This window comes from Psychrosphaera algicola (assembly GCF_028401425.1).
GTDB classification, from domain to species: Bacteria; Pseudomonadota; Gammaproteobacteria; order Enterobacterales; family Alteromonadaceae; genus Psychrosphaera; species Psychrosphaera algicola.
Genome location: NZ_JAQOMS010000002.1, coordinates 701,316 through 714,338, shown reverse-complemented (window position 1 = coordinate 714,338; position 13,023 = coordinate 701,316). Strand labels below are relative to the sequence as shown.

The 13,023-nt window shown below is 39.5% G+C and carries 6 protein-coding genes and 4 pseudogenes; all 10 read left to right on the top strand.

From position 1 onward, the window contains the following. Window positions 1-16: 16 nt before the first annotated feature. The 10 genes and pseudogenes from PN838_RS03810 (at window position 17) to PN838_RS03765 (ending at window position 12,832) form a co-directional block, all read left to right on the top strand. Window positions 17-1,405 carry a sodium-dependent transporter gene (locus PN838_RS03810; protein WP_272179815.1) on the top strand — a complete coding sequence of 463 codons (1,389 nt, stop codon included), beginning with the start codon at window positions 17-19 and terminating at the stop codon, window positions 1,403-1,405. 13 nt (window positions 1,406-1,418) lie between these two features. Further along, window positions 1,419-2,862, top strand: a pseudogene (gene nhaC, locus PN838_RS03805) (Na+/H+ antiporter NhaC). 65 nt (window positions 2,863-2,927) lie between these two features. After that, complete coding sequence (locus PN838_RS27810; protein WP_272179814.1) at window positions 2,928-3,548, top strand: gluzincin family metallopeptidase; 621 nt, start codon at window positions 2,928-2,930, stop codon at window positions 3,546-3,548. A gap of 106 nt (window positions 3,549-3,654) precedes the next feature. Beyond that, on the top strand, window positions 3,655-5,508 hold the full coding sequence (gene pepN, locus PN838_RS03795) for an aminopeptidase N (RefSeq protein ID WP_272179813.1): 1,854 nt from the start codon (window positions 3,655-3,657) through the stop codon (window positions 5,506-5,508). Window positions 5,509-5,510: 2 nt separating this feature from the next. Beyond that, entirely contained in the window at window positions 5,511-5,738 is a 228-nt protein-coding gene (locus tag PN838_RS03790) for a DUF2835 family protein (RefSeq protein WP_215962348.1), read from the top strand. A gap of 179 nt (window positions 5,739-5,917) precedes the next feature. Beyond that, window positions 5,918-8,002 (top strand): annotated as a pseudogene (locus tag PN838_RS03785) (DUF1302 domain-containing protein). A 13-nt stretch (window positions 8,003-8,015) separates the two neighbouring features. Then, window positions 8,016-9,378: pseudogene (locus PN838_RS03780) on the top strand (DUF1329 domain-containing protein). A gap of 125 nt (window positions 9,379-9,503) precedes the next feature. Beyond that, window positions 9,504-9,995, top strand: a complete 492-nt coding sequence (locus tag PN838_RS03775; RefSeq protein WP_272179812.1) for a WD40/YVTN/BNR-like repeat-containing protein — start codon at window positions 9,504-9,506, stop codon at window positions 9,993-9,995. 283 nt (window positions 9,996-10,278) lie between these two features. Then, the gene (locus PN838_RS03770) at window positions 10,279-10,497 is read left to right on the top strand and encodes a hypothetical protein (RefSeq protein ID WP_272179811.1); all 219 of its coding nucleotides are present in this window, start codon (window positions 10,279-10,281) and stop codon (window positions 10,495-10,497) included. A gap of 10 nt (window positions 10,498-10,507) precedes the next feature. Next, window positions 10,508-12,832 (top strand): annotated as a pseudogene (locus PN838_RS03765) (efflux RND transporter permease subunit). Window positions 12,833-13,023 lie beyond the last annotated feature (191 nt).

Sequence of the window (13,023 nt, the reverse complement as noted above, 5' to 3'; positions counted from 1 at the left end):
TCTGTAAGGGGGATGCATGTCATCTGTACATGTTGATCACGGTCAATGGTCTAGCCGCTTGGCATTTATTTTAGCGGCAACTGGTTCTGCAGTAGGTTTAGGTAATATTTGGAAGTTTCCTTATATTATGGGCGAAAACGGGGGCGGGGCCTTTGTTCTCGTTTACTTGTTATGTATTTTGGGCATTGGTATTCCAGTCATGATGGCTGAGGTATTAATTGGTCGACGCGGGCGTCAGAGTCCGAGTAATTCAGTTAAAGCATTGGCAATTGAAGCCGGTGCAAATATTAATTGGAGTATTGTTGGCTGGCTTGGCGTTATTGCCGGTTTCCTTATTTTATCTTTCTATTCTGTCATTGCAGGATGGGCTGTCTCTTATATCTTTGAAGCTGGTTCTGGCGCGTTTGTTGACGCGTCTCCTGCGGAGATTGAGTCAATTTTCAATAACCTGTTACAGGATCCAATAAAGTTAATTATCTGGACGACGTTTGTTCTAGTGCTTACTGGCATTATTGTTGGTAAAGGCTTAAAAATGGGTCTTGAAAAGGCTGTTTCTATCGCGATGCCTGCAATGTTAGTGTTGTTGCTCATTATCGCCGGATATGCAGCATTTAATGGCGACTTTACTCGTACTATCGACTTTATGTTTACCCCTGATTTTTCAAAGTTGACTTATTCTGGTGTTTTGATCGCATTAGGTCATGCATTCTTCACGTTAAGTTTAGCGTCTGGTGCAATGATGATTTATGGCGCATATCTTCCTCAAAAAACGTCGATCGCACAATCGGTAGTTGCTATCGCCATCGCAGATACACTTATTGCATTAATTGCCGGACTTGCGATATACCCAATAGTGTTTGGTAATGGGTTAGAAGCAAGCCAAGGTCCTAACTTAGTATTTGTAAGTTTACCAATCGCCTTTGGTCAAATGTGGGGCGGTACTGTCTTTGGAACACTATTTTTCATTATGCTTGGGTTTGCCGCATTTACGTCGGCAATTGCGATGGTTGAATCTGCGGTCGCTTGGTTAGTTGAAAAAATGGAGTACTCCCGTGCAAAAGCTGCAGCTTTTGCTGTAATAACGCTATGGCTTTTCAGTATGTTAACGGTATTTTCGTTTACTGGCGCGGAGTGGGCAAAACTTGACTTTAATTTTGTTGGCAAACATGTCACTAACTATTTTGATCTAATTGATCATCTAACCGCAGACGTATTGCTACCTCTAGGTGGATTAGCCACCGCGATATTTGTGGCTTGGATTATGAAAAAAGAGGCGGTTTTTGAAGAAATGAACATGAGTGCCAAATTGTTTAGTGTTTGGTTTATTACGTTAAAATGGTTTACCCCAATTGCCGTGTTATTTGTATTTTTGAATTTAATCGGCATCGTCAAAATTGGCCAATAGTAGGTATTAAGAAATGAGTCATAATCATAAACAAGCAAGTTTATTAGATGCAATGATACCGCTTACCTTGTTGGTATTGATGCTGGCGTCAGCGGTGGTTTTATTTGGTGGTGATAGCTCTTATGGTCCGAATCAAATTGTCCTAATTATCGCTACATTTGTCGCTGGGCTAGTTGGGTTGAAAAATGGCTATAGCTGGAAAGAAATAGAAAAAGCCATGATTAATGGTATTTCATTATCTATGGGCGCTATTTTTATCTTATTGGCTGTTGGGTCTTTAATTGGTACTTGGTTGGCAGCCGGCACGGTGCCAACTTTAATTTATTTTGGATTACAAGTATTAAGCCCTGATTGGTTCTATGCAGCCGCCTGTTTAGTCAGTGCCATTGTGGCGATGAGTATTGGTAGTTCGTGGACGACAGCGGCGACCGTTGGTGTAGCACTAATGGGAATTGCGACTGGGATTGGCATGTCTCCAGCCATTGCAGCTGGTGCCGTTGTTTCTGGCGCTTACTTTGGCGATAAAATTAGCCCATTGTCTGAAACAACCAATTTAGCCCCAGCGGTTGCAGGGAGTGAATTATTTGAACATATCAGACATATGTTATGGACAACAGTGCCTGCATTTGTTGTGACCATGATCATTTTTACCATAATTGGTTTTACGTCAGTAGTTGATGCTGAAAATATTGCAATTGATGAAGTTCAAAACACGATTTTGTCCATCTATGACATTTCTATTATTCATTTATTGCCACTTGTTGTTCTAATTGCGATGGCGGCGAAAAAAGTTCCAGCGTTCCCTGCAATATTTATCGGAGCGTTAATTGGCGCTGTATGGGCGATGGTTTTCCAAGCTGATTTGTTAACCGACTTGTCTGGCGGTGAAGGTTTCATCGCCAAATTTTCAGTCGTTTGGGTCGCTATGTATGATGGTTTTAGCATTAAAACTGGCAGTGATTCGATGGACAGCTTGCTAAGTGGGGGCGGCATGTCGTCCATGCTAAATACCACTTGGCTAATTATGACAGCCTTAATGTTTGGTGCTGTTATGGAAAAACTTGGTCTATTAGCGGTGTTTGTAAAAGGCATTTTAAAAACAGCTAAAACGAGCGGTTCATTAATCACATCAACTATCTTTACTGCTTTTGGCGTAAATTTAGTAACTGCAGATCAATATATGTCGATAGTGATGCTTAGGACGCATGTATCGTGAAGAATATGAACGACGAGGTTTAGCAAACGTAAATCTTTCTCGTGCTTTAGAAGATGGTGGCACTATAACCAGCCCACTTATCCCTTGGAATACTTGTGGCGCCTACATGGCGGGGGTTTTATTGATTAGCCCACTAGAGTATTGGTACTTCGCGTTTTTCAATTTATTAAACCCTATTTTTGCAATAGCATTTGCATTGTTAGGCATAAAAGTATTGAAGGCAAAAGTAGCACCACAATAATTAAAAGAGTCACATTGGATTAGGTTTAATGCAATGTGACTCTTTCAACATAGAACATCGCGCCAATGACTGAATTAAACTCATCGAAACCGCAAGCAAAATACTTATCAGATTATAAAACTTCCGACTTTCTCATCCCAACAGTAAACTTATCGTTTAACTTAGACGATAATGCGACATTAGTTAAAGCGACTTATCAGATGACTCGCCAAAACAGGATGGCGACGCAATTAGTGTTAGATAGCCAAGTTAAAGACGTTATTGAGATATCGATAGACGACGAAGTGTTAGAGCAAGAACATTGGACTATTGAGCACCACAAACTGATCATAGACGTCGATAAAGACAAATTCGAACTCACTATCGTATCTATGGCGGATCCGGCTAATAATAAAGCGTTAGAAGGCTTGTATAAGTCATCAGGGGTTTATTGTACGCAGTGTGAAGCTGAGGGGTTCCGTAAAATATCACCGTTCTTAGACCGTCCTGATGTGTTGTCTGTCTACACTGTGACAATTTTTGCGGACAAAAAATCTTATCCTTTCTTATTGTCGAATGGCAATAACATAGCAAGTGGCGAACTTGAAGAAGACGGAGAATTGGTTCACTGGATCACCTATGGCACGACCCACATCCAAAGCCGTGTTATTTATTTGCGCTTGTTGCCGGTGACTTTGATTTACTGACCGACCAATTTAAGACCCGCTCGGGCAAAAATGTAAAATTAGAAATTTTTGTTGATAAAGGCAATTTAGACCAAGCTGGTCATGCTATGGCGTCCTTAAAAAGTCGATGGCTTGGGACGAAACAACCTATGGTCTAGAGTATGATCTAGATACCTATATGATTGTTGCAGTTGACTTTTTTAATATGGGAGCGATGGAAAACAAAGGACTCAATATATTTAATAGTAAGTATGTTTTGGCGAATCAGTTAACAGCAACCGACACAGACTACCACGGTGTTGAAGCGGTCATTGCACATGAGTATTTCCATAACTGGACCGGGAACCGTGTTACTTGTCGCGACTGGTTTCAACTCAGCCTTAAAGAAGGTTTGACTGTTTTTCGTGATCAACAATTCAGTGCTGATATGGGCAGTGAAGTGTTAGAACGAATTAAACATGCAAGTATTATGAGAACCCATCAATTTGCCGAAGATGCAGGCCCAATGGCGCATTCGATTCGACCAAATAAAGTTATTGAAATGAATAATTTTTATACGGTTACTGTGTATGACAAAGGGGCAGAAGTTATTCGTATGTTACATAGTTTGTTGACTGCGAGCGGTTTCCGTAAAGGGATGGATTTATATTTTAAACGCCATGATGGCCAAGCCGTTACCTGTGACGATTTTATCGCGGCAATGGCCGATGCTAATACTACCGATCTCACTTTGTTTAAGAATTGGTACAGCCAAGCAGGCACACCTAAAGTTAAAATCGACACCGCGATGGAAGGCTCTAGTTTACAAATTCGTATTTCTCAATCTATTCCAAGTCGACCTACAACTGAAACAACGTTACCGTTAATGATCCCAATTCAGTATGAATTGTTAAGTAAACGTACCGGTGCGTCACTTAAACGTGGTACATGGACACTGACTCAAACCCAGAATGACTTTAACGAATTAGTGAACGAGCCGGTTGAGTTAGTATTGTTTGAGAACTTTTCAGCGCCAGTTGCTATTGATTATCTTCAAACAAATGAGCAACTCTTATTTATCGCAAAACACGCCGCTGATCCATTTTGTCGATGGGATGCGATTCAACGGGTTTGGGCAAATGAAGTGCAATCAGGCCGAAGTAGTTCAGATGCACTAAACAGCTTTGCAGCCACTGTTATTCAAGATGAGACACTAGATACTGCTATCAAAGCTGAGTTATTAAATATTCCTAATTTTGATAGTATTTCGCAGCATTATGACGTCATCGATGTAGAACAAATCGTTGCTGGTTTAGAAAATATCTCAATGTCGATAGCGCAGTTTATCGAAACAGACTTGTTTACAAATTTAGGTTCATTGCAAAATATTGCAACAGAATATGAACCTTCAAATGTAGCGCAACGCAGGTTGAAACAAATATTATTAGGCTATCTTGCTCGCTTAAAAACCGCTAAAGCGGTGGAATTTATCGAACAAGCGTTTAAATCAGCACAAAATATGACTGAAAAGATGAATGCGTTAGACGCTGCTCGAGTTTCTGATATAGCGTTATTGCAACGGTTATTGGCTAAAATGGATGATACATACCAAGGTAATACCTTAGTTTTGGACAAAATGTTGTCATTAATTGGTCGTGTTGATTCTGAACAGGTATTTGAATTGATGACACAATGGTCTCAACATCCTAGTTTTGATGAAAAAAATCCAAATAGAATTCGTGCTTTATATGGCGCGTTTATTATGGGTAATCAAAAACATTATCATGATGTGTCCGGTAGTGGTTATCAGTTCCTCGTTGATTTACTGCTAAAAATCGACCAATTTAATCCTCAAGTTGCCTCAAGAATGATTGTTCCATTAATGAGTTTTGCTCGTTATGACACAAAACGTAGTGAATTAATGACGAAAAGTTTGCAAAAACTGTCGGATAATTCTATTTCTGCAGATTTATTTGAAAAGGTTACAGCCGCACTTTCTTAGATATGAATAAAATACATCGATTCCGAATAGAACTCTCTGCGCGCGAGTGCAGAGAGTTCTACCAAGGATTGTTTACTACAATCCAAGTTCGAACTGAAGGCGGCCTCAGCCTTAGACTTTCAGCTCAACATGTACGCCATTTTATGACGGTAGGTGGCGTTTCTGGTATTTTTGAATTGCAAATAGATGAGAATAATAAGTTTATTTCTTTGCACAAAATCTCAAATTAACTAGCATTATTTCATCTATGTAATTTAAATATTTCAACTATAGCGTTTATTTATGACATTTTGCCCTTGCGCAGGGTTTGAAATGGTGTAATGATTGATGACACTTCTGCTCATCCGATGAGCTGAAATACCTCAAAAATAATTACAAATATAATCCTTAGAGGGCAGGGGAGAAAAATATGAATAATGGGGAACACAAGTCCAAGCTTAAACCAGTAGTAGCTGGTGTAGCCGTAGCATTACTTGCAATGCAAAGTGCTAGTCTACACGCTGCTAAGTATGAGTTAGGCGACTTCGATATATCCTTCGACTCTACATTTTCTGCCGGTACATCGTACCGTATAGAAGACCGTAATATGGAAAGCTTGGTCGGTAAATCAAATAACCAAACCTTTGATTGGAGTGGTTATGTTGGCTATCAACCAAAATATGTAAATACAGATGTATGGGACTCTTTTGGTTCATACAGCACCAATGGTGACTTAGGCAACCTTAATTACGATCAAGGCGAAGCGTTTTCACAAGTTATTAAAGGCTTTCATGAGCTAAGAGTAAATGCGGATACATACGGTGCCGTGGTAAGCTTTATGTATTATAAAGACTTTGCCGCGGAAGGGATTGGCTATAAAGATCCTGTCACCGGAGAAGTATTTGATCCATGTAAAGACGATAAAGCAAAAGAATTAGTATGTCAGGACTTTAGGTTTTTAGACGCTTACGTTTATGCTGACTTTGATTTTAACGATGGACTAAATCCACTTTCAATTAAAATTGGTGAACAAGTTTTATCTTGGGGTGAAAGTACAGTAATACCGCATGGTATCAATGTAACACCTGTGGATATCGCTCGTTTAAAAGCGCTCAAGGTTCTGATTTAAAAGAAGCATTCATTCCAGTGGGTATGGTTTGGGCCAATTTAGGCATTACTGAAAACGTATCGTTAGAAGCGTTTTATCAATATGAGTGGCAACAAACATATTTACCTGTCTTATAGGTCTTATTTTTCGACAAATGACTTTGTCGGAAATGGCGGTCAATACAATGGTATTCAACTTAACTTTGCATCAAATCCAGATATGAACAGTGCCGGCGTAATGGCTGGTGTTAATGAAATTGGTAAGTTGTTAGCAACAGGTCAAATAGATGCGGAAACTGCTGCTGGGATGTATATTTCTGGTTATGCCAGTAAATACGCTATTCGAGCGAGTGACCAAGACATCAAAGCTAAAGATGAAGGTCAGTTTGGTTTGAAACTAGGTTGGTTTTCTGAAGACTTAAACTACACAGATTTTGGTTTTTATTACATCAATTATCATAGCCGCAGACCTTTAATATCAGGTAAATCATCAGACTTCTCCGCCGGTGCGGTTGGTCAGGATCTTGGTATTATTGCTTCAGCACAAGGTGCTGGCGGTTTAACAACGACACAATTTAATAATTTAAATGCATTTACCAAAGGTGTAATTGAATTCCCAGAAGACATTAAACTTTATGGTTTCAGTTTTAATACAACAATTGGTGCAACGGCCGTCTCGGGAGAAATTTCATACCGTCAGGACGAACCAATCCAAATTGATGATACCGAATTGTTATTTGCAGCTATGCCTGAGCAACTTGCTAACGCTGGATTGCGTCCAGAGATAACAGGGATCTCTCAATTAGGCGATTATGATGTTGCGGGTTGTAACGTACCGTTAGGTGGCGTCCAGCTTGGTGAAACAGCGTCAGGTTATTGTTTAGTTGATACAATTCAAGCGCAAATGACAGCAGTTCATATGTTCGGTCCTATGTTAGGCTTTAACAATGTTGCCTTAGTTGGTGAAATTGGTCATATCACAATTAAAGATATGCCTTCTCCTGACGAAATGCGTTTTAATGCCCTAGGTACTCCTCGCAGCGGTTCTTCAACAGTTGCCGGTGGTTTATTGCAAGCAGTACAAGATGGCGCAGATCTTACTCAAAATTTCCCAACAGATACGGCTTGGGGTTACCGAGCTATTTTAGTTGGTGAAATTAATGGTGTGTTTGGCTCATTTAATGTCAAACCTAAATTAGTATATTCACATGACGTTGATGGGATAACACCAGATCCACTGTTTTTATTCCACGAAGATAAAAAATCGGTTGGCCTAACGGTTGACGTAATTTATCAAAGTTCATTGTCATTTGGTTTTGGTTATAATTCGTTCTTTGGTGGTGTAGGTAATATCAACCAAATGTCTGACCGAGACTATGTGTCATTTAACGTTAAATATTCGCTGTAAGGGATAAAATAAAATGAATAAAATCACTTTATTAACGTCTGCTATTACACTGTCTTTGGTGTCAGTAGCGGCGTCTGCCAAAGTTTCTAGCTCTGATGTAGCGAAACTAACAAATGAACTCACTCCAATGGGAGCGGTTCGTGGACCAAATGCAGACGGTTCAATCCTAGGTTGGGCGGGTGGTATTACAACACCTCCTCCTGGATACGAAGTTGGTATGCATCATATTGACCCATTCGCTGACGACAAGGTTTTATACACAGTCACAAATGCCAACAAAGCTCAATACGCAGACTTCTTAACGCCGGGTATTTCTAAGATGTTAGAAACTTACCCTGATACTTATAAATTAGAAGTTTATCAAACGCGTCGTAGCTCGTCTTACCCACAGTACGTATATGACGCGACGTTGAAAAATGCTGCTAATGCTGAACTTGTTGAAGGTGGCAATGGTATTAAAGGTGCAGCAATCGGTGTTCCTTTCCCAATACCAAAAAATGGTTTAGAAGCCATTTGGAATCATATTTTACGTTTCCGTGGCACGAGTGCGACTCGATTTGGTGGCCAAGCGGCCCCAACAGCTTCAGGTGATTTCACGTATATTGGTTTTGATGAAGCAATATTACTTGATTATTCATCTCCAGATGCAACACCAGAGTCATTAGAAGAAAGTAATATTTTGTTCAAATTCAAACAAAAAATTACTGAACCTGCACGTTTAGCAGGATCTAAATTACTAGTACATGAAACAATGGACCAAATCAAAAAGCCACGTCAAGCTTGGCTTTGGGATAATGCTCGTAAACGTTTGAGTCGCGCACCAAATGTTGCATATGATGCACCTATAGTTCAGCGTCAGATGGCCTTCGTACTACCGATGATTTCGATATGTATAATGGCGCACCTGACCGTTACAACTGGGAACTAAAAGGTAAAAAAGAACTTTTAATTCCATATAACAGCTATAAGCTTCATAGTGATAAATTGCAATATGAAGACATTATCAAGCCTATAGTCATATTGCAACGGATATTGTTCGTTGGGAAAAACACCGTGTTTGGGTTGTCGAAGCGACACTAAAAGATGGTATTAGCCACGTCTATAAAAAACGTACGTTTTATATCGATGAAGATAGCTGGCAAATACACATTGCGGACTTGTATGACAACCGTGATGAGCTATACCGTGTAGCGGTTGCCTATGGTTTAAACTATTACGAAGTTCCTACTCATTGGAGCACGTTAGATGTCTATTACGACTTAAACTCTCGTCGTTATATTGCAATTGGTTTAGACAACCAAGAGACAATGTATAACTTCCAGAAAGAAATGAGTTCTAGAGACTTCTCAACATCCTCAATGAAACGTAACCGATAGTTACCCAAAAAACGGTTGGATTCTCCAACCGTTTTTATTTCTGCCTATACTTAAGTAATTAACATAATTAGAACGCCATGAAAAATTCCCTATTAATACCACTTTTTCTACTCCAGTGTTGCCTATTGAGCGCTTCATCATTTGCAGCAGCGTCAACAATTAGCAATGAAATTAACGATGCAATACCCGCTTTTAAAAGCAAATTGAGTGCTAAAAGTTTATTAACTGACATCGAATTGGTCGGCGATACCATGTTTGCCGTCGGCGAACGTGGTCATATCATATATTCATCAGACGGTGATACTTGGTTACAGGCGGATGTGCCTGTTAATGTATTGTTAACTGCAATTAAATTTGTCGATAGCCAAGTCGGTTTTGCTATTGGTCATGATCAAACTTTATTAAAAACCGAAAATGGCGGCAAAGCATGGCAAATAGTCAACTATCAGCCTAGTTCAGACAAGCCATTTTTAAATTTGGACATTCAAGGAGAAAACATTGTTATTGTTGGTGCATATGGCCTTTTTGGAGTTCAAATGACGGTGGGAAAACCTAGGATAGCACTTATAAAGAAGCGCTATTACTGGAAGAAGATCGTCAATATTTACAAGAAATAAAAGAATTCGAACCAGAAGCTTACGAAACTGAAAAACAATTTTTATTACCTCACTTTAACGGTGTTACGTTAGCGCAGCATGGTTGGTATTTAAGTGGTGAAGGTGGGTTCGCTGCTGTCAGTTACAATCAAGGAAAAAACTGGGAACGACTTGAAACAGAGTATTATGGCTCGTATTTTTCAGTTCAGGAGTTAGCAAAATCAAATATAATATTAGCTGGATTACGGGGTAACGTTTTTCGCTAAATATCGAGACCGGTGATTTTGACAATATAGATACACCTGTGTCTGCAACCATAAACAGTTTGCTGATTAAGGACGAAACAATTTACATGTTCGCAAACTCTGGAAATCTATTTATTTATAAAAACGGCGTAGTTACTCATAAAGCGTTTGCAGATGGCAAGGCGATTTTATCTGGCACTCAATGGCGCGATACATTGGTCATGGCGACCGAAGCAGGCATAAAGTCTATTTCAATTAACAAATTACCTAAGCAGTAGGGGATAATTGATGTTAATCAAAACACTAGAGAAATTTTTATTTAAACGACGTAGCTTAGTCGTCATTTTGTTTTCAATTGTTACATTAGTTTTAGGTTATCAAGCAACTAAAATTCAGCTAGACGCATCTTTCACTAAAAATATTCCGCTAAATCATGAATATATGAAAACGTATATGAAACATAGTGCCGATTTTGGTGGCGCAAATGGCATATATATTTCAGTTTGTGACCGTGACGGTAATATTTTCAATAAAGAATTTTTGAACGCCCTTAAAGGTGTTCACGACCAACTCTTTTTTATTCATGGCATAAATCGTACGTTAGTTAAGTCATTGTATTCACCGTCTACGCGATATATTGAAGTCGTTGAAGATGGTTTTTCTGGCGGTCCAGTTATCCCTGCAGACTTTAAAGCAAATGCTGCGGACTTAGCTGTTGTAAAAGAAAACATAGAAAAAGCAGGGATCGTGGGACGTGTTGTTTCTGATGATTACAGCTGTGCTATGGTTTCAAGTCAGTTATTAGAAATAAACCCAGAGACAGGTAAAAAGCTCGATAGTATAGAAATGGCTGAAAGCTTGGAACGTGAGATCCGTGGCAAGTTTGAAACTGACAAAGTTAGTGTCCATATAATCGGTTTTGCCAAGATGATTGGTGATGTCGCGAACGGTGCAAAAGACGTTGTCATGTTTTTGGTATCGCCATTGCAATCACGGCAATAATGGTTTGGATCTTTATTCGCTCTATACAGCTAACTATTTTACCGATTTTGTGTTCCTTTATGGCCGTTGTTTGGCAACTCGGCATGTTAAATACACTTGGATTTGGTCTTGACCCAATGTCTATTTTAGTGCCATTTTTGGTGTTTGCGATTGGTGTCAGCCATGGTGTTCAAATGATTAACTCCATCGGAAAACGAGTTCACGAGGGAAATACGGCATATCAAGCATGTTGTACAAGCTTCTGTAAATTACTCATTCCAGGTGGTATCGCATTGCTGTCCGATACTGTCGGCTTCTTAACGTTATTAACCATTGATATCGGTATTATTCGAGAGTTAGCAATAACGGCGAGTTTAGGTGTAGCAGTTATCATCTTTACTAACTTATTTTTATTGCCTGTCTTATCGTCGTTTATCGATTTCGATAAGCAGTTTAAGGCCCAGCCAGAAGGGACGCACGATAACTTGTGGCGCGCGCTAGCTAAGTTTACGGAACCTAAAAATGCGGCAATTATTCTCGTGATAACGGCAGGTTTATTTGCGTTTGGTTATTTTAAAAGTTTAGAAATGAAAATTGGCGACATGCAGGCTGGCGCACCAGCGTTGCATAGTGAAAGCCGTTATAACCAAGACACAATGTTAATAACTGACCGCTATGCTATTTCGACGGATGTATTAAAAGTTATCGTAGAAACCCGTGACAGTGGTTGTACTTATCATGATGTGATGGAACGTGTTGACCGTTTCCAATGGCGTTTAGCCAACGTCGATGGCGTACAATCAGCCATTAGTCTTTCTACCGTTGCAAAGATAGTTAGTACAGGTGTAAACGAAGGTAATTTGAAATGGCGTTCTTTGCCAAGAAATCCTCAGTCATTAGCGCAGTCAAGTGCAAGAATAGAAACGAGTTCGGGCTTATTAAATCGCAACTGCAGTATTATGCCTATAATTCTGTTTTTGGAAGATCATAAAGCGGAAACAATTGAAGGTTTAGTTAAGGCCGTTAAAGAAGCTAAGTTAGAACTAGAAACAGACGATATCAAATTCCAATTGGCATCCGGGTCAGCAGGTGTAATGGCGGCGACAAACGAAGCGGTAGCAGCAGCCCAAACTCCAATGATGTGGTATGTATACGGCGCTGTAATCATTTTATGTCTAATCAGCTTTAGGTCGGTTAAAGCAACTATTTCTGTGGTCTTACCGTTATTTGTCGTGTCAACTTTAGCACAAGCATTGATGACCTATTTACAAATAGGGCTAACTGTATCGACCATGCCGGTTATTGCGCTAGGGGTTGGTATTGGCGTTGACTATGGGATATACATTTTATCGACTATGGTTGAGTCATTACGTGCGGGGCGGAATTTAACAGAATCTTACTTCTTAGCGTTAAAAGAACGTGGAAGCGCTGTTTTGTTCACTGGTTTGACGCTTGCTATTGGTGTGAGTACTCTGGGCATTCTCGGCATTAAAATTCCAAGTAGATATGGGGATTTTGCTAACCTTTATGTTCTTAGTGAACATGCTAGGTGCGATAATCATACTTCCTGCGCTTGCATCTATGCTTTGGCGCAAAAAAATCAAAAATAATTTAGCACCTAAATGTGAATAATTAGTTATAAAAGCGGCGTAAAGCCGCTTTTTTATTTAAAGCCTCTGCATATCTTTCGATTTTAATTTAACTACTTGAATTTTCGCGGGTTAGACCACTAAAAATACACTTCATTTAGTGACAAAATAGGTCTACACTAATTGTCGAAAACGATAAAAATAATAATATAAATAATCCCTACAACTCAATAA